This is a genomic window from Streptomyces sp. LHD-70, assembly GCF_031157275.1.
GTDB lineage: Bacteria > Actinomycetota > Actinomycetes > Streptomycetales > Streptomycetaceae > Streptomyces.
This window is the reverse complement of record NZ_JAVIFW010000001.1, coordinates 395,681-416,273: the sequence shown is the minus strand read 5'-3', so window position 1 is coordinate 416,273 and position 20,593 is coordinate 395,681. Positions and strand designations below refer to the sequence as shown.

Genomic DNA, 20,593 nt, shown 5'->3' with positions numbered 1-20,593 from the left:
GTACGGGCCGGGTGGGCGTCGCGGCGCCCGGCCGGCCCGTACGGGAGCGGTTACTCCCGGCCGGCCGACGTGAAGTTCATGTCGGCGTAGCGGCCGCCGGCGACCTGCCCGGCGATCGGGTCGAGCAGCTCCAACTCGCCGTCGGTCAGGACGAGTCGGGTCGCCGCCGTGTTCTCCTCGATACGGCTGCGCTTGCGGGTGCCCGGGATCGGCACCACGGGGAGGCCGTGCACATCGGCCTGCTGCTGCACCCACGCGAGCGCGACCTGGCCGAGGCTCACGCCGCGGGACTCGGCGAGCTTGCGCACGGGTTCGAGCAGCGCGGCGTTGGTGGCGGCGTTCTCGCCGGTGAAGCGGGGCATCGCGCGGCGGTTGTCGCCCTCGGTGAGCTCGTTCGTGGCGTTGGTGAACGCGCCGGTCAGGAAGCCGCGGCCGAGCGGCGAGTACGGCACGAACGTCACGCCGAGCTCCTTCACCGCGGGCACCACACCGGCCTCCACGTCCCGGCTGAACACCGACCACTCCGACTGCACGGCCGCGATCGGGTGCACGGCGTGCGCGGCGCGCAGCTCGGGCCCGGTGACCTCGCTGAGGCCCAGCTGCTTGACCTTGCCCTCGGCGACCAGCTCGGCCATCGCGCCGACGGCCTCCTCGATCGGGACGTTCACGTCGCGCCGGTGCATGTAGTAGAGGTCGATGACGTCGACGCCCAGGCGCCGCAGGCTGCCCTCGACACAACTGCGGATGTACGCCGGGTCGTTGTTGACGCCGCGCTTCGCCGGGTCGTCCTTGTCGAGGACGATGCCGAACTTGGTGGCGACGACGATCTCGTCCCGGTGCGCCTGCACGAACGGCGCGATGAACTTCTCGTTCTCGCCCCACCCGTACATGTCCGCCGTGTCGTACAGCGTGACGCCGAGCTCCAGGGCCCGCTCCAGGGTGGCCCGCGCCTCGTCCCCGTCCGTCGGCCCGTACCCGAAGCTCATGCCCATGCAGCCGAGGCCCTGGACGCCCACCTCGGGTCCGTCGGTGCCGAGTCGGGTGGTCGGGATCTTCTCCGTGCCGTGCTCCGTGCCGTGCTCCGTGCCGTGCTCCGTGCTCATCAGGCTCAAGCCCTCTCCGACGCCCGCCTGGCGCCCGCGTAAAAGTCGATCTTGTAGTTGAGTACGGCGAGGGTGCCCTGGAGTTCGGCGATGCGCCCGAGGACGTCGCGCCGTGTCTGCTCCAGGAGTTCCTGCCGCTCCTCGAAGGTGTGCTCGCCCTGCCGCACCAGCTCGGCGTAGCGGACCATGTCCGCGACCGGCATGCCGGTGAGGCGCAGCTTTCCGACGAGGGAGAGCCAGTCCAAGTCCCGGTTGGTGAACCGGCGTTGGCCCGTGTGCGAGCGGTCCACGTGCGGCATCAGGCCGATCCGCTCGTACCAGCGCAGGGTGTGCGCGCTGAGCCCGGTGTGGGCCGCGACCTCGCTGATCGTGTACCGGTCCTGTCCGTCCGGCCGCGGATGCCCAGGGGCCGCGCCGGCACACCGCTCGACCGTGTCTTCGGGGGTGGGGGGAGTGCTCTCCATCACCGTCATGCCCCCACGCTAGAACCTTGGAGCGCACTCCAAGCAAGCGAAACCGGGAGGAGAAGCACCGGGTGTCCTCGCTAGCCTCCGCCCATGAGCGACGCACGCCGTGCCACCCCGCGGGACGCGGAGGAGCTGGTCAGGCTCCGCAGGATCATGCTGGACTCGCTGCGCCCGAGCGACGACCACGCGGGCTGGCGACCGCTGTCCGTACGGCGGTTGCGCGCGGCCCTCGCGGATCCGGACGGCGATCTGATGGCCACGGTCGTCGACGACCCGGCACTCCCCGGCCGCCTCGCCGCCTGCGCGACCGGCAAGATCGAACACCGCCTCGGCTCCCCGGAGAACCCCAACGGCCGGATCGGCTACGTCTTCAACGTCTGCACCGACCCGTCCCAGCGCCGCAGGGGCCACTCCCGGTCCTGCATGGAGACCCTCCTCGACGGGTACCGCGAACGCGGCATCCGCAAGATCGACCTGACCTCGTCCCCCGAGGCGGAACAGCTCTACGCGTCCCTGGGCTTCCGCAGGATCCCGGAACCCGCTATGCGGTTGCTCCTGCCGGAGGGGGGCGGGGCGTGACGGGGGCGTTCCGGTTGCCGGAGGGTTCCTGGTGGGACTGGGAGGTGCTCGGCTGGGACGCGGGCCGGTTCCACCTCGCCGCCGACAGCGACCTCACGTACCACCATGGCCTGGAGCTGATCTTCCACGACCCACTGTTCGTACGCTGCCCGACGGCCTTCCAGGATCCGGTGTTCCGCTCCCCGACGGCCACTGAACTGGCCGAGGCGGCCGGGCAGTTCGGTGAGCGGCCGGGCGTACTGGTCGCCTTCACGGCAGACGCGGGCGGCCGCTCCACCGTCGACTGCCTGGTCGTGGCGGACCGGGTGGAGGTGGTGCGGAAGCTGGTGCTGCGGCACTGACCCGCTCAAACCCCAGCCCGTCCGGCGCTTGAGGACAAGGCCGGAGGCCGGTGATCCAGCCCGTCCGGCGCTTGAGGACGAGGGCGCCAGGCCGGTCGGGGTGTCCGAGTCAAGGGTGCGGATCCGTCGACGTAAGAAGCACCCCGTACGCTCATGCACATGCAGCCCCTCGCCCAGATCGAGAACTGGCCGGTCACCACCGCGGCAGCGGCCGTCGTCCGCGCGGACGGGACCGTCGTCGGCACGTACGGCCCCACATCGCACCGCTTCCCGCTGGCCTCCGTGACGAAGCCGATCGCGGCCTACGCGGCGCTCGTCGCGTACGAGGAAGGGGCGATCGAGCTGGACGAGCCCGCCGGGCCCGAGGGGTCCACGGTGCGGCATCTGCTCGCGCACACCAGCGGTCTGGCCTTCGACGAGCACAAGGTGATGGCCCCCGCGGGCACCCGGCGCCTCTACTCCAACGCCGGCTTCGAGGTGCTCGGCGACCACATCGCGAAGGCCGCCGACATGCCGTTCGCCGAGTACGCCCGGCAGGCCGTGCTCGAACCGCTCGGCATGACCGCCACCACGCTCGACGGCTCGCCCGCCAAGGACGGCGTGTCCACGGTGGACGACCTGGTGCGGTTCGCCGCCGAGGTGCAGGCGCCGCGGCTGCTCGACGCCCGTACGGTCGTGGAGGCGATGTCCGTCGTGCACCCCGGGCTCTCCGGGATCCTGCCCGGGTACGGCCACCAGAAGCCCAACGACTGGGGCCTCGGCTTCGAGATCCGCGACTCCAAGTCCCCGCACTGGACGGGCGGTTCGTCCTCGCCGCGTACGTTCGGCCACTTCGGCCAGTCGGGCACGTTCCTGTGGATCGACCCCGAGGCGGGCGCCGCCTGCGTCGCCCTCGCCGACCGCGCCTTCGGCCAGTGGGCGATCGACGCCTGGCCCCCGCTCACGGACGCGGTGCTCGCCGACCTGAAGCAGCAGTAGCTCAGGGACCAGGGCTCAGGGGGCAGGGACCAGGGCTCAGGGCGCGGGCGGAGTCCACGGCGCGGGCAACTCCCACACCAGCACCTCCGCCCCCGACCGCCCCACCATCTCCAGGCCCGACTCCCCCGTCAGCCGCGCCGCGTCCCCCGGCCCCAACTCGGCGTCCCCGAGGGCGACTTCCCCGCGCGTGACATGGACGTACGCGTGCTCGGCATCCGGCACCGCCGTCCGCTCCCCCGCCCCGAGGCGCCGTACATGCAGCATCGCGCCCGCCTCGGCGACCTCGTACGGCGTGGAGTCGGCTATGCCGTGGACCACCTCGTACGACGGGTCGCCGCCGGGCCGCAGCGGGGCCAGCCACATCTGGACGAAGACCAGCGGGTCCGGGCCCGCGTTCCGCTCCACGTGCCGGACGCCGCCGCCCGCGCTGAGCCGCTGGACGTCGCCGGGGCGGACCACCGACTCGTGGCCCGTCGTGTCCCGGTGCGTCAGCTCGCCCTCGACGACCCACGTGACGATCTCGGTGTGGCTGTGCGGGTGCTCGTCGAAGCCCGCGCCGGGCGCGAGCCGCTCCTCGTTGCAGGCGATGATCGCGCCGAAGCGCAGGTTGTCGGGGTCGTAGTGCGGGCCGAAGGAGAACGCGTGCCACGACTCGATGCCGGCCTGCGGGTCGCCTCCGGGGTAGCGCTCAGTGGCGCGCCGTACATCCATCACGCCCCCCACGGTAGACCCGGCACTCCGCCGACCCGCCCCGATAAGGCAGTCTTGTCCCGTGCCCGAACCCGTAGACGAATCTCCGAAGCCGCCCGCCCCGCACTCGCATGCCGCGACCCTCAAGCGACTTGAGCAGTCCTCCGGGAGCCTCGCCGCACAGGCGATCGCGCGCATGGACGAGACGCTGCCGTGGTACCGCGCGATGCCGCCGGAGAACCGGTCCTGGATCGGTCTTGTCGCGCAGGCCGGTATCGCCGCGTTCACCGAGTGGTTCCGGCACCCCGACGCCCCGCAGGCCATCTCCACCGACGTCTTCGGCACCGCCCCGCGCGAGCTGACGCGGGCGATCACGCTGCGCCAGACCGTCGAGATGGTGCGTACGACGATCGAGGTGATGGAGTCCGCGATCGACGAGGTCGCGGCGCCCGGCGACGAGTCGATCCTGCGCGAGGCGCTCCTCGTCTACGCCCGCGAGATCGCCTTCGCCACCGCGCAGGTGTACGCGCAGGCCGCCGAGGCCCGCGGCGCCTGGGACGCCCGGCTCGAATCGCTCGTCGTGAACGCGGTCCTCTCCGGCGAGGCCGACGAGGGCGCCGTCAGCCGGGCCGCCGCCCTCGGCTGGAACTCCCCGGAGCATGTGTGCGTCGTGCTCGGCACCGCGCCGGACGGGGACAGCGAACTGACCGTCGAGGCGATCCGCCGGGCCTCGCGCCACGCCAAGCTGCAGGTCCTGACCGGGGTGCTCGGCGACCGGCTCGTGGTGATCGCGGGCGGCAGCGACAACCCGCTCGCCGTCGCCAAGGCCCTGATCGGCCCGTACGCCGCGGGCCCCGTCGTCGCCGGGCCCGTGGTCCCCGACCTGCTCGCCGCCACCCGGTCCGCACAGAACGCGGCCGCCGGGCTGAAGGCCTGCTCGGCCTGGCAGGACGCCCCGCGCCCGGTTCTCGCGGACGATCTCCTGCCGGAGCGCGCGATCGCCGGAGACCCGGCCGCGCGCGAGCAGCTGGTGGAGGAGATCTACAGACCGCTGGAGGAGGCCGGCTCCGCACTCCTGGAGACCCTGAGCGTCTACCTGGAACAGGCGAGCAGCCTCGAAGGCGCCGCGCGAATGTTGTTCGTTCACCCCAACACCGTGCGCTACCGGCTGCGACGTGTGACTGACGTCACCGGCTGGTCGCCCTCCGATGTACGGTCCGCGTTCACCCTGCGGATCGCGCTGATCCTGGGGCGTCTGGTCGACGGGGATCCCCAGTCCTAGACTTTTGTCGGGGGTCCACAATTCCCCTGACTGTTCTTCGTCCCTGTCCCCACGGGCGGTTGCCGCCGTCCACAAGAGAGAGTGTGAGAGTGCTCGTACTCGTCGCTCCCGGCCAAGGCGCCCAGACGCCCGGCTTCCTGACTCCCTGGCTCGAACTCCCCGGCGCCGCCGACCGGCTCGCCGCCTGGTCCGACGCCATCGGTCTCGACCTCGCCCACTACGGCACGCAGGCCGACGCCGACGCCATCCGTGACACCGCGGTCGCGCAGCCGCTGCTCGTGGCCGCCGGGCTGCTCTCCGCCTCGGCTCTCGGCTCGGCCGATGAGCTCGCGCCGGGCGCGGTCGCCGGTCACAGCGTCGGCGAGATCACCGCCGCCGCGCTCGCGGGTGTCCTCGACGACACGGCGGCCCTGCAGCTGGTCCGCAAGCGCGGTCTGGCCATGGCGGACGCCGCGGCCATCACGCAGACCGGCATGTCGGCGCTGCTCGGCGGCGAGCCCGACGCCGTCCTGCCGCACCTGGAGAAGCTCGGCCTGACCCCGGCGAACGTCAACGGCGCCGGTCAGATCGTCGCCGCCGGCACCATGGAGCAGCTCGCCGCGCTCGCCGAGGACAAGCCCGAGGGCACCCGCCGGGTGGTCCCGCTGCAGGTCGCCGGCGCGTTCCACACCGAGCACATGGGGCCCGCGGTCGCCGTCCTGGACGAGGCCGCGAAGCAGCTGTCCCCGGCCGACCCGAAGGTCCGGTACGTCTCGAACAAGGACGGCGCGGCCGTCGACTCCGGCGCCGAGGTGATCGCGCGCCTGGTCGGCCAGGTCGCCAACCCGGTCCGCTGGGACCTGTGCATGGAGACCTTCAAGGAGCTCGGCGTGACCGCGCTCGTCGAGCTCTGCCCCGGCGGCACCCTCACGGGCCTGGCCAAGCGCGCTCTGCCGGGTGTGAAGACGCTCGCCCTGAAGACCCCCGACGACCTCGACGCGGCCCGCGCCCTGATCGCCGAACATTCGCAGACGGCCTGAGTAGGAGCCCCGAGAGCATGTCGAAGATCAAGCCAAGCAAGGGCTCACCGTACGCGCGCATCCTCGGTGTCGGCGGCTACCGTCCGACCAGGGTCGTGCCCAACGAGGTGATCCTCGAGACGATCGACTCCTCCGACGAGTGGATCCGCTCCCGCTCCGGCATCGCCACGCGGCACTGGGCGAGCGACGAGGAGACCGTCGCCGCCATGTCGATCGAGGCGTCCGGCAAGGCGATCGCCGACGCCGGGATCACCGCCGACAAGATCGGCGCCGTGATCGTCTCGACCGTCTCGCACTTCAAGCAGACCCCGGCCGTGGCCACGGAGATCGCCGACAAGCTCGGCACCGAGAAGGCCGCCGCGTTCGACATCTCCGCGGGCTGCGCCGGCTTCGGCTACGGACTGACCCTCGCCAAGGGCCTGGTGACCGAGGGCTCCGCCACGTACGTGCTGGTCATCGGCGTGGAGCGGCTCAGCGACCTGACCGACCTGACCGACCGGGCGACGGCCTTCCTGTTCGGTGACGGCGCGGGCGCGGTCGTCGTCGGCCCGTCCGACGAGCCGGAGATCGGCCCGACGGTCTGGGGCTCGGAGGGCGACAAGTCCGAGACGATCAAGCAGACCGTGCCGTGGACGGACTTCCGCCTCGGCGACGTGTCGAAGCTGCCCCTGGACAGCGACGGCAACATCAAGTTCCCTGCGATCACGCAGGAGGGCCAAGCGGTGTTCCGCTGGGCCGTGTTCGAGATGGCGAAGGTCGCCAAGGAGGCGCTCGACGCCGCCGGCCTGAGCCCGGACGACCTGGACGTCTTCATTCCGCACCAGGCGAACATGCGGATCATCGACTCGATGGTGAAGACTCTGAAACTGCCGGAGCACGTCACGGTCGCCCGTGACGTGGAAACCACCGGCAACACCTCGGCCGCCTCGATCCCGCTCGCGATGGAGCGGCTCCTGGCGACCGGCGAAGCGAAGAGCGGCGACACCGCGCTGGTCATCGGCTTCGGGGCGGGTCTCGTGTACGCCGCCACGGTCGTTACCCTCCCCTAGGCACCGTACGGACCTTCGCGAAGATTTCCCGTCTGCGCGAAGGATCCCGGTCGATGCCGCAAACCATCTGATACATACGAAGGAGCGCCACATGGCCGCCACTCAGGAAGAGATCGTTGCCGGTCTCGCGGAGATCGTGAACGAGATCGCCGGCATCCCCACCGAGGACGTCCAGCTGGACAAGTCCTTCACGGATGACCTGGACGTCGACTCGCTGTCCATGGTCGAGGTCGTCGTCGCCGCCGAAGAGCGCTTCGACGTGAAGATCCCGGACGACGACGTCAAGAACCTCAAGACGGTCGGCGACGCCGCGAAGTACATCGCCGACCACCAGAGCTGACCCTCTGCCAGTCGGTAACGCCACCCGGCGGTGGCGCCGTTGTATCCCTATTACGTGGAGAAAGAATCCCTGTGAACTCGACCAATCGCACCGTGGTCGTCACCGGTATCGGCGCAACCACACCGCTGGGTGGCGATGCGGCTTCTACCTGGGAGGGCCTGCTCGCGGGCCGTTCCGGTGTCTCCCTGCTCGAGCAGGAGTGGGCCGCAGAGCTTCCGGTCCGGATCGCCGGACAGATCGCCGTGGAACCGACCGAGATCATCCCTCGCCCACAGGCCCGCAAGCTGGACCGCTCGGCGCAGTTCGCGCTGATCGCCGCCCGCGAGGCCTGGCAGGACGCGGGCCTCACCGGCGCCGCCGGTGAGGAGTCCGGCGTCGACCCGAGCCGCCTGGGCGCGGTCATCGCCTCCGGTATCGGCGGCGTCACGACGCTGCTCGACCAGTACGACGTGCTCAAGGAGAAGGGCGTACGCCGCGTCTCCCCGCACACCGTGCCGATGCTGATGCCCAACTCCCCGGCGGCCAACGTCGGTATCGAGCTGAACGCCCGCGCCGGTGTGCACACCCCGGTCTCCGCGTGCGCGTCCGGCGCCGAGGCCATCGGCTACGCCATCGAGATGATCCGTACCGGCCGTGCCGACATCGTCATCGCCGGTGGCACCGAGGCCGCCATCCACCCGCTGCCCATGGTGGCGTTCGGCAACATGATGGCGATGTCCAAGAGCAACGACGACCCGCAGGGCGCCTCCCGTCCCTACGACGTCGACCGCAACGGCTTCGTGCTCGGCGAGGGCTCCGGCGTCGTCGTCCTGGAGTCCGAGGAGCACGCCAAGGCCCGCGGCGCGAAGATCTACGTCGAGGCCGTCGGCCAGGGCATCTCCGCCGACGCCCACCACATCACGCAGCCCGAGCCGTCCGGCACGGGTATCGCGCAGGCGGTGCAGAACCTGCTCGACTCCACGGGCCTGAAGCCCGCCGAGATCGTGCACGCCAACGCGCACGCCACGTCGACCCCGCAGGGCGACATCGGCGAGCTGCGCGCGCTGCGCAAGGTCCTCGGCGACGACCTGGACCACGTGGCCGTCTCGGCGACGAAGTCGATGACCGGTCACCTGCTCGGTGGCGCGGGCGGCGTGGAGACCGTGGCCACGGTCCTCGCGCTGAAGAACCGTGTCGCCCCGCCGACGATCAACATCGAGAACCTCGACCCGGAGGCGGAGGCGGACATCGTCCGCGGCGAGTCGCGTCCTCTTCCCGAGGGCACGATCGCTGCCCTGAACGACTCGTTCGGGTTCGGCGGCCACAACGTCGTGCTGGCGTTCCGCACCGTCTGAGTTTCGGTAAGTACGCCGAAGCCCCGCCCGGGAGTTCCGGGCGGGGCTTCGGCGTACCCGCTACGCGGTCGGTCACACCACCTGGTGCAACCACCGCACCGGCGCGCCCTCGCCCGCGTACCGGAAGGGCTCCAACTCGTCGTCCCAGGGCTTGCCGAGGAGGCCGGAGAGTTCGGACTCCAGGTCGCTCTCGCCGCGCTGCGAGCGGGCGAGGGCGGCGCGCAGCCGGTCCTCGGGGATCAGGATGTCGCCGTGGATGCCGGTGACGGCGTGGAAGATGCCGAGGTCGGGGGTGGCGCTGTACCGCTCGCCCTCCGTGCTCGCGCTGGGTTCCGCGGTGACCTCGAAGCGCAGCATCTGCCAACCGCGCAGCGCGGAGGCCAGCTTGGCGGCCGTGCCGGGCTCGGCCTGCCAGGAGAACTCGGATCTCCACGTGCCGGGGGCGGCGGGCTGCCGGATCCAGTCGAGGTTCACCCGCCCGCCGAGTACGCCCGCGACTGCCCATTCGATGTGCGGGCACAGCGCGCGCGGAGCGGAGTGCACGTACAGAACTCCACGTGTCGTCACCGGACCTCCAGTGTGGGTCGAGGTTCGCCTTCCTCAGCGGCCTCGCGCCCGTGCCGAGCAATGCTGACCGAACGGAGCCAATGATGACCAATTCGGACAGATCTGACGTGATGTAATTTACCGGAACCGAGACAGCGGCCTGCCTCTGGGTTCGACTGTGGCAAAACTACCGTGCGGCAGCGGCCCGAGTGTGACGTACCGTCGGTCCCAGCGCTGGGAATCGTTCAGCATTCACCCGGCAGGGCGCCACAGCTGTTGCAGAGGGGACGGGAACGGGGACGTGCAGATGCGGGAGTTCGGTTTCATCCGCCCCCTTCGTCGCGGGGCCGCGTTCGCTGCCGCGGCGGTGCTGGGTGTGTCCGTGCTGGCCGGCTGTTCCGGCTCCGGGGGCGCCGCGTCCGCGCCCGAGGCCGCGAAGGCGAGCCCGAAGGCGTCCCCGAGTCCCGAGCCCGCCTGGGACACCTCGCCGAAGTCCCTTGCCGCGGTGGGTGATTCCATCACGCGGGCCTTCGACGCCTGTTCGGTGCTCTCGGACTGCCCGGAGTCGTCGTGGGCGACCGGCACCGACCCCGAGGTGCGTTCCCTCGCGGTACGGCTGCTCGGCAAGGAGGCTGCGGCGAAGCGCAGTTGGAACTTCGCGAGCAGCGGCGCCAGGATGGCCGATCTGCCCGCGCAGATGGAGCAGGCGGCCGCCGAGTCCCCGGACCTGGTGACGGTACTGGTGGGCGCGAACGATGTGTGCCGGGCCTCGGTGGACGCGATGACGCCGGTCGCGGAGTTCCGCGCGGACTTCGCGGAGGCGCTGCGTACGTTGCGCGCGGAGCGGCCGAAGGCGCAGGTGTACGTGGCGAGCTTGCCCGATCTGAAGCGGCTGTGGTCGCAGGGTCGGGGCAGCGCGATGGCCAAGAAGGTGTGGAGCCTGGGCATCTGCCCGACGATGCTGGGCGAGCCGGACGCCGTCGACTCGCGGTCGACGGAGCGCCGGGACTCTGCGTACGAGCGGGTCATGGCGTACAACGAGGCGCTGGCGGAGGTCTGCGCCAAGGACGAGCTGTGCCGGTACGACGGCGGGGCGGTCTTCGACTACCGCTTCGGTACGGGGCAGTTGAGCCGCTGGGACTTCTTCCATCCGGGCAAGAGTGGGCAGGCTCGGCTGGCGGAGCTGGCGTTCACGCGGGTCACTGCGGGCTCCTCGAACGCCGGAGGGGCTGATTGATCAGCTGATGTCGACCTTCGCCGTCAGGCAGGTGTCCGTGAGTGAGCGGGACGCCTGGATCTCGTACTCGCCCTCCGCCAAGGCCCACGTCCCCTGCTCCTCATCCCATATCTCGTAGGCCCGGCGCGGGAGTTGGACCGTGATCTCGACGCTCTCGCCCGGTCCGGCCTCGACTCCCGCGAAAGCGGCGAGCCAGCGGGTCGGACGTTCGATCTGGTCGGCGGTGGGGGCGAGGTAGAGCTGGACGACCTCGCGGCCGGGGCGGGTGCCGGTGTTGCGCAGGCGGACCGTGGCGGAGTCGGGGCTCGCCTTGAGGGATGCGTACTCCCAGTCGGTGTAGCCGAGACCGTGGCCGAAGGGGTACGAGGGGGTTGCGCCGGTCCGCTCCCAGGCTCGGTAGCCGATGAACAGGCCTTCTGCGTAAGGGAGTTCGCCGTTGGTGGGGGTGACTTGGGTGACCGGGGCGTCGGCGAGGGCGCCCCAGGTGGTGGGGAGGCGGCCGCCGGGTTCTGCCGTGCCGAGGAGGACGTCGGCGAGGGCGGCGCCGCCCTCCTGGCCGGGGAACCAGCCGAGGAGGATCGCGGCGACCTCGTCCCGCCACGGGAGCTCCACCGGGGAGCCGGAGTTGACGACGACCACGGTGCGGGGGTTGGCCGCGGCGACGGCGCGGACAAGGTCGTCCTGGCGGCCCGGCAGGCGCAGATCGCCGCGGTCGAATCCCTCGGACTCGACGAGTTCGGTGGTGGCGACCACGACGACGGCGGTGTCGGCGGCGCGGGCGGCGGCGACGGCCTCGGCGATCAACTCGTCCTCGTCGCGCTGGGGTTCGCGGTGCGCGAGGGTGAAGCCGATGGTCTCGACCGGGGCGCCGGGGATCCGGTTGACCTCGTGGGAGAGGCTGACCGGCACGTCCCGGCCCGCCGCGAGGTCGATGCGGGCGGCCTCGGCGGGCGTGCCGAAGAACGCGTCGAAGGGGTCGGTGTCGGGGCCGAGCAGCCGGGTCTCGTCGGAGTGCCGCTCGCCGTCGACGGTGAGGCGGAAGCGGCCGAACCCGCGGGTGCCGAAGGTGTGGGTGCCGGTGACGCGCGGGGTGAACGTGCCGGTGAGTTCCACGCTGTGCACGTCGGCCATGGCGACGCCCGCGGGCAGGTCGGCGCCGAACCACTGGATCCGCCCGCCGGGCACATCGAACGTGGCCAGCTCGTCGCCGACGGCGTCGCGGCAGACGGCACGCAGGCTGAACCCCGGTCCCGCCGCGGTGAGTTGGCTGTTCGGATCGGCGCCGACGGCGTACGTGAGCGCACCTTCGGGGAGGGCCGCGCGGAGGCCGTCGAGGGGCGGGACGACGCGCTCGGGGAAGACGGTGGCGGAGCCGCCGCCGAGCACCCGGGCGTCACGCGCGGCAGCGCCGATCAGGGCGACGGTGTGGCCGGACGGGAGAGGAAGGGCGGCCTTCCCGCCGCGTGGCTCGTTGCGTACCAGGACGAAGGCGCGGCGGGCGATCTCGCGGGCCAGGGACTGGCCGTCCACGGGAGCGGGCGGTTCGGTGACGACGGGCGGGGCCCCGGCGAGGGCGCCGACGCGGGCGGCGAGCCGCAGGACGTTGCGGACGGCGCCGTCGACGGTGGACTCCGCGACCTCGCCCGCGCGGACGGCGGCGGCGAGCGCCGGGCCGTACACGGTGCGCGGGCCGGGCATCGCGAGGTCCAGGCCGCCCTCGATGGCGGCGCGGGTGGAGCGGGCGGCCAGCCAGTCGGAGACATTGGCGCCGTCGAAGCCCCACTCGCCGCGCAGGACGTCGTTCACGAGCGGGCCGTGTTCGGTCATCGTGGTGCCGTTGACCTGGTTGTAGGCGGTCATGATGCCCCAGGGGCGGGCGTTCTTGACGATGGCCTCGAAGGGGGCGAGGTAGAGCTCGCGCAGCGGGCGCGGGCCGACGGTGTTGTTGACGGTGAAGCGGTCGGTCTCGGCGTCGTTGGCCACGAAGTGCTTGACCGTCGCACCGACGCCGCCCTCCTGCAGGCCGCGCACGTATCCCGTGCCGATCTCGCCCGTCAGGTACGGATCCTCGGAGTACGCCTCGAAGTGGCGGCCGCCGCGCGGGGAGCGGTGCAGGTTGACCGTCGGCGCGAGGAGGACGTGCACACCCTTGCGGCGGGCCTCCTGGGCGAGGACGTGTCCGGCGCGGCGGGCGAGCTCCGGGTCCCAGGCGGCGGCGAGCGCGGTGGGCGAGGGCAGCGCGACGGACGGGTCGGCGGCGGTCCAGCGCACCCCGCGCACGCCGACCGGACCGTCCGACAGCACCAGGGAGGCCAGGCCGATCTCCGGGAGCGCGGGCAGCGTCCACATGTCCTGACCGGCGAGCAGCCGGGCCTTGGAGTCGAGGTCGAGCCGGGCGAGCGCCGCCTCGACGGCCACCTCCCGCTCCTGCTCGGCCTGCGGAACGAGCATCCCGGGAGCACCCTGCGCCATCGCCCTACCTCCTCGTCCACCAACGTGTGGATCTCATCCTGCACCCGGAACCTGTAATTCAGTAGGTTTCGTTACCTGAGCGTTACCTTCCATGCCGTACCGTCCAACTGGCAGGTCCGGCAAGTCGGTCCGGCAGGCAGGCGTACGGGGCCGGCGAGAGGTGGGGCGGCATGGCGGCGAGAGCCAGGAGCGAGGAGCGGCGCGCGGAGATCGTGCGGGCCGCCCTCGAGGTCATCGCGGAGCGCGGTTACCGGGGTGCGACGCTCGGCGCGGTCGCGGAGCGCGTCGGCCTCACCCAGCAGGGGCTGCTGCACTACTTCTCCACCAAGGAGGCGCTGCTCGTCGCCGTCCTCGCGGAGCGCGACCAGTGGGACGCGGTGCCCGCGCGCTCCTGGCGCCTCGAACTCCTGCAGTCCCTGGTCGAGTACAACGCGATGCGGCCGGGCATCGTGCAGACCTTCTCGGCGCTGCTCGGCGAGAGCGTCACGGAGGGCCACCCGGCGCGCGCCTACTTCACGGAGCGGTACGCGGCGGTGCGCCCGTCGATGGAGACGGTGCTGCGCGCCGAGTACGGCGCGTGCCTGCCGAGCGGCCTCACCCCCGCACAGGCGGCGCCGCTCCTGGTCGCGGTGATGGACGGCCTGCAGTTCCAGTGGCTCCTGGACCCGGACGCGGTGGACATGGGGGCGGCGTTCGGGCACTTCCTGACGCTGCTCGAAGGTGGAGTGGGCGAAGGGCCCGAACAGCCGTCCGCGAACGGTTAGTTGGGCCATACTTCCGGCACCGTCCGTCACCGGCGACGGCGGCTCACGGAAGGACCCCTGTGACCCTGGCACGCGTGCGGCTCGGTGCCGCGATACTCACTCTCTGCTCGTCCCTCACCCTCGGCGCCGCCCCCGCGGCGCAGCCCGCGACCGTCGAGGAGCAGCGCCTGGACCGCACGGCACCGCAGGAGATCCTGCGCCGCAGCGGATTCGACGACGCCGCGCCGGACTTCGCGCGCGCCCTGCGCGAGGCGGACTCGTACGCCGAGGCCCGGAGCGTCGTCGTACGCCATGGAGCGCGGCTGTGGGAGCGGGCCGTCGACCGGGTGCAGGGGCGGGCGCCCGTGGCGGACGGGGAGTTGAGCCGGGGCGACGACCGGCCGCTGTACTGGGCGCGGCTCGGCATGACGCGTGAACTGCGCGCCCTGGAAGCCGAGTTCGAGCTGTCCCCGGCTCGCCGCGCCGAGCTGCTCGCGGCCCTCGAACGGACCTCGCGCGGCCAGGACGACATCCGCTACCCCGCGCGCGCCAAGGGCGAGAAGCGGGTGCTGCTGACCGGCTTCGACCCGTTCACGCTCGACCGGGACGTCCGCATCAGCAACCCCTCGGGCGCGGCGGCGCTCGCGCTCGACGGTACGTATGTGCGGACTACGGATGGGCGGCGGGCGCGGGTCGAGGTGGTCGTGTTCCCCGTGCGCTGGCAGGACTTCGCGGACGGCGCGGTGGAGCGCGCCCTGCGCCCGCACCTGCCGCGCGTGGACGCCTTCACGACGGTGAGCCAGGGCCGGGTGGGCCGCTTCGACGTGGAGCGGTTCAACGGGGCCTGGCGGGGCGGCTTCCCGGACAACCTGAACGTGTCGCGCACGGAGACGGTGCCGGTCACCGACCCGGACACACAGCCGCAGTGGACCCGTACGACCCTGCCGTACGAGCGGATCGTGGCCGCGGACACCGGGCCGTTCCCCGTGTACGACAACACCGAGGTGACGGAGATCCCGGCCGGGGCGAGCGAGCCGGTGGAGCGGCCGGACGGGCCGACGGAGGGGTCGACGGCCCGCGCGGGCGGAGGCGGTGACTACCTCTCGAACGAGATCGCGTACCGAGCGACGCTGCTGCGCGACCGGCTCGGCCTGCGCGACAAGCTGCCGGGCGGCCATGTGCACACGCCGGTCCTGCAGTTCGGCGCGGGCAACACGGACCCGGCGAACGGCACGGTCACGGACCCGGAGTTCGTACGCAACCGGCTCGCGATCGTGGCGCAGGTACGGGCGATCGTGGGCGTGGTGGCGTCCGAGGGCTGAGCCCCGCGCGGGCCCGGCGTCGGCGCTACTTCGCGTACGGGTTGTTCTGGAGGGGCTGCGGCTGCTGCGGGTGCTGGGCCTGAGGCGGCTGCCCCGGCTGGTGCGGCTGTCCGTACGGGCCGGGGGCCTGGACCTGGCCCTGGACCTGGCCGCCCTGCGGGCCCGGCTGCTGCGGCGGGAGTTCGTTCTCGCCGCGCAGGTCGCGCACCATCAGCGTGGCGCCCGCGACCGCGCCCGGCATCAGGAAGACCGCCACGAACGGGATCAGGAACGACAGCGCGAGCGGCACGCCGAAGCCCCAGGTCATCATGCGGTTGGCGCGCAGCAGGGCGAGCTGTTCGCGGACTTCGACGCGGCGGCGCTGCAGGGCGACCGAGGTGAGTTCCTGGGCGAGGAAGAAGCCCGTCACGCAGAAGCCGATCGCCGGGACGACGGTCTGGCCGATCACCGGGATGAAGCCGAGGAAGAACAGCAGGACGGCCCAGAGCACGGCGCGGACCAGGATGCGCAGGCTGTCGCGGGCCGAGATCCACAGCTCGCGCAGGAGCGGCAGGCCCGACTCGGGCGCGGTGCCGTCGGGCGACTCGGACTTGTCGACCTGCTCGGACAGCGACTCGTAGAAGGGCTGGCCGACCAGGAGCGTCACCGCGGTGAACGTGATCACCGCGAGGAACAGGCCGAGGACGAAGAGCAGCACCGTGAGGAAGCCGCGGAAGAGGCCGATCCAGGGGGACGACCAGTCGTCGGCGAACGGCGTGGCCCAGGCGATCAGGTCGTCGGCGCCGAGGGCGAGGCCGGTCAGGGCCGCCGCGTACAGGAGGAGGGTGATCAGGCCCGGGATCAGGCCGAAGCCGAGCCAGCGCCCGTGGCCCGCGGCCCAGCGCTGACCCTTCGCGAGATATCCAAAACCGGTTCCCAGATCACGCATGGCCATGGGCGACACCCTAACTGGAGCGTGTCGGCGCCCTGTCGGCGCGGGGCAACGGTGCTGTCACGACAGTCAAGTCCCTCTTGTTGGCGCGGAGTTGGTCCGGTAGACCTCCGGTATCGATCTCCCGGAGGTACGTGTGGGCATGCCCAGACCCGTAGCCATCACCCTGGCCGCCGCGACGAGCGCGGCCCTGCTCGCACCGCTGGGCGCGAGCGCCGACGCCGGTGGGCCGAGCCCGGTCCGGGACAGCGGGGCGCGCGCGGACGGCCGCGCGGCCACGTCCCCGGCCGCCGCAGCCGAACGGGCCCTGCGGGACACACCGTCGGCGCTGTCGGCGGCCACCGGCGGCTACCCGCGCGAGCAGGTCCTTCCCGCCCAGCCGGAGAACCCCGGCGACAAGTCGGTCAAGCTGGGCCTGACCCCGTACCACGCGATCGCACCGGCCCTCAACGAGCTGCAGGAGCTGGGCGACCGGGTCAGCGTGGAGATCGCCGGGCGGTCCTCGAAGGGGCACCCGCTGTATCTGGTCACCGTGACCTCGCCCGAGTCGGCGCGTACGGCGCGGGAGCAGGAGCGGATGCGGGAGCTGATCGAGCGCGCGCCCGCGCGGGCCGCGAAGGACCCGCGCATCAAGGCCCGTTACAAGACGCCCGTCTTCGTCAACAACAACATCCACGGCAACGAGTGGGAGGGCACCGACGCCGCCCTCGGACTCATCGAGGAACTCGCCACGTCGAAGAGCGAGAAGACCGAGCGGCTGCTCGACCGGTCGCGGGTGTACTTCAACGTCACGGCCAACCCGGACGGCCGGATCGCCGGGACCCGCGCCAACGGCAACGGCTTCGACCTGAACCGCGACTTCGTCACCGCGTCCCAGCCGGAGACGCGCGCCATGCGGCAGATCGCCATCGACAAGCAGCCCGCCGTGATGATCGATCTGCACGGGTACGTCAACGGCACCCTGATCGAGCCGACCACTCCCCCGCACGGCGAGAACTACGAGTACGACCTCTTCCTGAAGAACACGTACGCCAACGCCCTCGGGATGGAGAAGTCCGTCAACGGCCTCGGCTACACCGAGGAGAGGGACGGCGTGAAGCCCGCCGTGATCCCGTTCCGGGACCAGGAGGAGGGCTGGGACGACTGGCCGCCGATCTTCACGCCGCAGTACATGCCGTTCCACGGCGCGGTCGCCTCGCACACCATCGAGTTCCCGATGCGGGTGAACAACGACGCCTACGACGAGCTGCCGGTGGCCGAGCTGCGCCGCCGCTCCGCGATCAACGTGGACATCGCGGGCGCGGCGATGCGCGCGACCCTCGACTTCGCGCGCTCAAAGCGGAGTTCGCTGATCGCCGACCAGATCGAGACGTTCCGGCGGGCGGACGCGGGCGAGAAGCAGGTGGAGGTCTCCGAGGAGACCGTGCCGGGGGTTCCGGGGATCGGCCCGGAGGACGTCTACACCACCGAGTTCCCGCGGGCGTACGTCATCCCGGCGAGGGGCGCGGCCGCGGCCCGGCTGGTGAACCATCTGCTCGCCAACGACGTACGGGTGGAGCGCGCGAGCCACGCGTTCCGGCTCGCGGGCCGTTCCCACCCGGCGGGTTCGTACGTGGTGGACCTGCACCAGTCGAAGCGCGGCATGGCGAATGTGCTGCTCGCCGACGGCCGGGACATCAGCGACAAGGTGTCGACGATGTACGACATCTCCGGCTGGAGCCTCGGCCTGCTGTGGGGCGCGGACGTACGGGCGGTGCCGGAGGGCACGGACCTGGATGTGCGGCGCACGGCGGTACGGAGCGCGGCGGCCGCTGATCCGGGGCGGAGCCTCGACTCGGCCGAGGCGGTCGCGGCGGCCAACGGGCGGCACCGGACGAAGGTCGCGGCGGCCGTCACACCGGGTGAGCTGTTCGCGCTGCGGGAGATGAAGTTCGACGTGACGCCGGTGTCGACGGCGGCCCTCAACGACGGCTTCGACTGGAAGAACACCGATGTGCTCTTCGTCTCCTCCGGGCTCGCCCACGACAAGCTGGACGCCGCCGCGAGGAAGGCCCTCGACGGCTTCCTCGCGGACGGCGGCCGGGTCGTGGCGCGGGGAGCGGAGGGTGCCGCGTTCAACGCGTCGGCGAAGCTGCTCGACGTGACGGCGGTCGAGGGCAACGAGGCGGCCAACGGCGTGGTGCGGGTGCGGAACGAGGGCTCGCTCACGAAGGGAGCCCCGGCGCACAGCTTCGTGTACTCGCCGCTGTGGTTCACGGGCCTCGGCTCGGGGGTCCGCGTCGAGCAGTCGTACGCGACCGGGAATCCGCTGGTCGCCGGGCACTGGCGGGTGACGGACGACGGCAAGGGCGGTCCGCGGGACGCGGCGGGGAAGGCGTCCGTGGTCAGCGGGCGTGCGGGCGGCGCTCAGGTCGTGCTCTTCGGCACGGAGCCGCTGTTCCGGGCGCACCCGAAGGGCCTGTTCCCGCAGGTCGGGCGGGCGCTCATCGGCTGACCCCGGGATACGCGCCCGGGAACACACCGAGGGCCGCACTCCACGGACGGAGTGCGGCCCTCGGGTCGTGCGGGGGTCATCAGGCGACGGCGAGGCTGACCTCGATGTTGCCGCGGGTGGCCTTGGAGTACGGGCACACCTGGTGGGCCTTCTCGAGCAGGGACTTGGCGGTGGCCGCGTCCACGGTCGGGATGGAGCCCTTGATCGCGACGATGATGCCGAAGCCCTCGTCGTTGGAGCCTATGCCGACCTCGGCGGTCACGAGCGAGCCCGTGATGTCGACCTTCTCGTTCCGGGCGACGACGCCGAGCGCACCCTGGAAGCACGCCGCGTAACCGGCGGCGAAGAGCTGCTCGGGGTTGGTGCCGTCGCCGGAGCCGCCCATCTCCTTGGGCGGGTTGACGACGACGTCGAGCTTGCCGTCGGTGGCGGCGACGCGACCGTCACGGCCGCCCTCCGCGGTGGCAACGGCGGTGTACTTGACGTCGGACTGCTGGATGGCCATTTGCTGCTTTCCTCCATGGTTGCGCCGCCCCGGGCTCGCGCCCACGACCCGGGAACGGTCACTGGTGAGACCTTAACGGGTCGGGTTGACGACCATCTTTCCGGTGTTGTCACCGCGCAGGACGCCGAGGAAGGCGTCCACGCCGTTCTCGATGCCGTCGACGAACGTCTCGTTGAACTTGAGCTCGCCGGACGCGATCCAGGAGGCGACGTCCTGGACGAACTGGGGCTGAAGGGCCTGGTGGTCGGTGACGATCAGGCCCTGGAGCCGCAGCCGCTTGCCGATGATCATGGCCATGTTGCGCGGGCCGGGAGTCGGCTCGGCGTCGTTGTAGCCGGCGATCATGCCGCAGACGGTGACGCGGCCGTGCACGTTGAGGCGGCTGATGGCGGCCTCCAGGTGGTCGCCGCCGACGTTGTCGAAGTAGACGTCGATGCCGTCCGGGGCGGCCTCCTTCAGCTGCTCGGCGACCGGGCCCTTCTTGTAGTTGAAGGCCGCGTCGAAGCCGTACTCCTCGGTGAGGAGCTTGACCTTCTCGTCGGTGCCGGCCGAGCCGATGACCCGCGAGGCGCCCTTGATCCGGGCGATCTGGCCGACCTGGCTGCCCACGGCACCGGCGGCGCCGGACACGAACACCGCGTCGCCCTCCTTGAACGAGGCGACCTCCAGGAGGCCCGCGTACGCGGTGAGGCCCGGCATGCCGAGGACGCCCAGGTAGGCGGAGAGCGGGGCGATCGAGGCGTCGACCTTCTTGGCGTGCTTCGCCGGTACGTCGGCGTAGTCGCGCCAGCCCAGGCCGTGCAGGACGTGGTCGCCCACCGCGAAGCCCGGGTCGTTCGAGGCGACGACCTCGCCGACCGCGCCGCCGTCCAGGGGCTGGTCCAGCTGGAAGGGCGGGACGTACGACTTCACGTCGTTCATCCGGCCGCGCATGTACGGGTCGACCGAGTAGTGCAGGTTCTTCACGAGGATGTGGCCCTCGGCGGGCGCGGCGAGGGGCACCTCACGGAGTTCGAAGTCGGAGTCCTCGGGCCAGCCGTGCGGGCGGGCGACCAGGTGCCAGGCGCGGCTGGTGGAAGGCAGTGACGACATGGGTGCGGCCTCCTTGAGACGTAGCAACCCCGGGGATTGCCGGGAAACTACTTCAGAACGTGAAACAAC

20 protein-coding genes are annotated in these 20,593 nt (G+C 71.7%); 12 read left to right on the top strand and 8 right to left on the bottom strand.

Features of this window, described 5'->3' with window-relative positions; translation table 11 throughout:
- Nucleotides 1-50 precede the first annotated feature (50 nt).
- Together RCO28_RS01820 and RCO28_RS01815 are read right to left on the bottom strand one after the other, a co-directional pair.
- A complete protein-coding gene (locus RCO28_RS01820) occupies nt 51-1,103 on the bottom strand; it encodes an aldo/keto reductase (RefSeq protein ID WP_308939108.1) in 1,053 nt (350 codons plus the stop codon).
- 5 nt (nt 1,104-1,108) lie between these two features.
- Nucleotides 1,109-1,576, bottom strand: a complete 468-nt coding sequence (locus RCO28_RS01815) for a MerR family transcriptional regulator (protein WP_308939107.1) — start codon at nt 1,574-1,576, stop codon at nt 1,109-1,111.
- An 84-nt stretch (nt 1,577-1,660) separates the two neighbouring features.
- Between RCO28_RS01815 and RCO28_RS01810 the strand changes: the two genes are divergently transcribed.
- The 3 genes from RCO28_RS01810 (at nt 1,661) to RCO28_RS01800 (ending at nt 3,468) form a co-directional block, all read left to right on the top strand.
- On the top strand, nt 1,661-2,149 hold the full coding sequence (locus tag RCO28_RS01810; RefSeq protein ID WP_308939106.1) for a GNAT family N-acetyltransferase: 489 nt from the start codon (nt 1,661-1,663) through the stop codon (nt 2,147-2,149).
- The gene (locus RCO28_RS01805) at nt 2,146-2,490 is read left to right on the top strand and encodes a hypothetical protein (protein ID WP_308939105.1); all 345 of its coding nucleotides are present in this window, start codon (nt 2,146-2,148) and stop codon (nt 2,488-2,490) included. Before RCO28_RS01810 ends, RCO28_RS01805 begins: the two co-directional genes overlap by 4 nt.
- Before the next feature lie 159 nt (nt 2,491-2,649).
- On the top strand, nt 2,650-3,468 hold the full coding sequence (locus tag RCO28_RS01800) for a serine hydrolase domain-containing protein (RefSeq protein ID WP_308939104.1): 819 nt from the start codon (nt 2,650-2,652) through the stop codon (nt 3,466-3,468).
- A gap of 36 nt (nt 3,469-3,504) precedes the next feature.
- Here the strand turns inward: RCO28_RS01800 and RCO28_RS01795 are convergent, their stop codons facing one another.
- Nucleotides 3,505-4,179, bottom strand: a complete 675-nt coding sequence (locus tag RCO28_RS01795) for a pirin family protein (protein WP_308939663.1) — start codon at nt 4,177-4,179, stop codon at nt 3,505-3,507.
- A 61-nt stretch (nt 4,180-4,240) separates the two neighbouring features.
- Between RCO28_RS01795 and RCO28_RS01790 the strand changes: the two genes are divergently transcribed.
- The 5 genes from RCO28_RS01790 (at nt 4,241) to fabF (ending at nt 9,182) form a co-directional block, all read left to right on the top strand.
- Entirely contained in the window at nt 4,241-5,440 is a 1,200-nt protein-coding gene (locus RCO28_RS01790; RefSeq protein ID WP_308939103.1) for a helix-turn-helix domain-containing protein, read from the top strand.
- Between the two features lie 89 nt (nt 5,441-5,529).
- Nucleotides 5,530-6,459, top strand: coding sequence for an ACP S-malonyltransferase (locus tag RCO28_RS01785; RefSeq protein ID WP_308939102.1), 930 nt, complete (start codon nt 5,530-5,532; stop codon nt 6,457-6,459).
- A gap of 17 nt (nt 6,460-6,476) precedes the next feature.
- A complete protein-coding gene (locus tag RCO28_RS01780; protein WP_308939101.1) occupies nt 6,477-7,508 on the top strand; it encodes a ketoacyl-ACP synthase III in 1,032 nt (343 codons plus the stop codon).
- 91 nt (nt 7,509-7,599) lie between these two features.
- Nucleotides 7,600-7,848: an acyl carrier protein gene (locus tag RCO28_RS01775; RefSeq protein WP_282535726.1), complete on the top strand. Its 249-nt coding sequence runs from the start codon at nt 7,600-7,602 to the stop codon at nt 7,846-7,848.
- Nucleotides 7,849-7,919: 71 nt separating this feature from the next.
- The gene (fabF, locus tag RCO28_RS01770; protein WP_308939100.1) at nt 7,920-9,182 is read left to right on the top strand and encodes a beta-ketoacyl-ACP synthase II; all 1,263 of its coding nucleotides are present in this window, start codon (nt 7,920-7,922) and stop codon (nt 9,180-9,182) included.
- A 72-nt stretch (nt 9,183-9,254) separates the two neighbouring features.
- Here the strand turns inward: fabF and RCO28_RS01765 are convergent, their stop codons facing one another.
- On the bottom strand, nt 9,255-9,749 hold the full coding sequence (locus tag RCO28_RS01765; RefSeq protein WP_308939099.1) for a DUF3145 domain-containing protein: 495 nt from the start codon (nt 9,747-9,749) through the stop codon (nt 9,255-9,257).
- A 286-nt stretch (nt 9,750-10,035) separates the two neighbouring features.
- On the opposite strand from RCO28_RS01765, the gene RCO28_RS01760 reads away from it, so the two are divergent.
- Nucleotides 10,036-10,965, top strand: a complete 930-nt coding sequence (locus tag RCO28_RS01760; RefSeq protein ID WP_308939098.1) for an SGNH/GDSL hydrolase family protein — start codon at nt 10,036-10,038, stop codon at nt 10,963-10,965.
- On the opposite strand, the gene RCO28_RS01755 is transcribed toward RCO28_RS01760, so the two are convergent.
- Complete coding sequence (locus RCO28_RS01755; RefSeq protein WP_308939097.1) at nt 10,966-13,437, bottom strand: glycoside hydrolase family 3 C-terminal domain-containing protein; 2,472 nt, start codon at nt 13,435-13,437, stop codon at nt 10,966-10,968.
- 170 nt (nt 13,438-13,607) lie between these two features.
- On the opposite strand from RCO28_RS01755, the gene RCO28_RS01750 reads away from it, so the two are divergent.
- Together RCO28_RS01750 and RCO28_RS01745 are read left to right on the top strand one after the other, a co-directional pair.
- Nucleotides 13,608-14,201, top strand: a complete 594-nt coding sequence (locus tag RCO28_RS01750; RefSeq protein WP_308939096.1) for a TetR/AcrR family transcriptional regulator — start codon at nt 13,608-13,610, stop codon at nt 14,199-14,201.
- 59 nt (nt 14,202-14,260) lie between these two features.
- Nucleotides 14,261-15,502 carry a pyroglutamyl peptidase gene (locus tag RCO28_RS01745; protein ID WP_374991075.1) on the top strand — a complete coding sequence of 414 codons (1,242 nt, stop codon included), beginning with the start codon at nt 14,261-14,263 and terminating at the stop codon, nt 15,500-15,502.
- A gap of 25 nt (nt 15,503-15,527) precedes the next feature.
- Here the strand turns inward: RCO28_RS01745 and RCO28_RS01740 are convergent, their stop codons facing one another.
- The gene (locus RCO28_RS01740) at nt 15,528-16,430 is read right to left on the bottom strand and encodes an EI24 domain-containing protein (protein ID WP_308939661.1); all 903 of its coding nucleotides are present in this window, start codon (nt 16,428-16,430) and stop codon (nt 15,528-15,530) included.
- 145 nt (nt 16,431-16,575) lie between these two features.
- Here RCO28_RS01740 and RCO28_RS01735 point away from each other — a divergent pair, with 145 nt between their 5' ends.
- Nucleotides 16,576-18,927, top strand: a complete 2,352-nt coding sequence (locus RCO28_RS01735; RefSeq protein ID WP_308939095.1) for a M14 family zinc carboxypeptidase — start codon at nt 16,576-16,578, stop codon at nt 18,925-18,927.
- Between the two features lie 79 nt (nt 18,928-19,006).
- Here the strand turns inward: RCO28_RS01735 and RCO28_RS01730 are convergent, their stop codons facing one another.
- Complete coding sequence (locus RCO28_RS01730) at nt 19,007-19,432, bottom strand: organic hydroperoxide resistance protein (RefSeq protein ID WP_308939094.1); 426 nt, start codon at nt 19,430-19,432, stop codon at nt 19,007-19,009.
- A 72-nt stretch (nt 19,433-19,504) separates the two neighbouring features.
- On the bottom strand, nt 19,505-20,524 hold the full coding sequence (locus tag RCO28_RS01725) for an NADP-dependent oxidoreductase (RefSeq protein ID WP_308939093.1): 1,020 nt from the start codon (nt 20,522-20,524) through the stop codon (nt 19,505-19,507).
- Between the last annotated feature and the right edge of the window lie 69 nt (nt 20,525-20,593).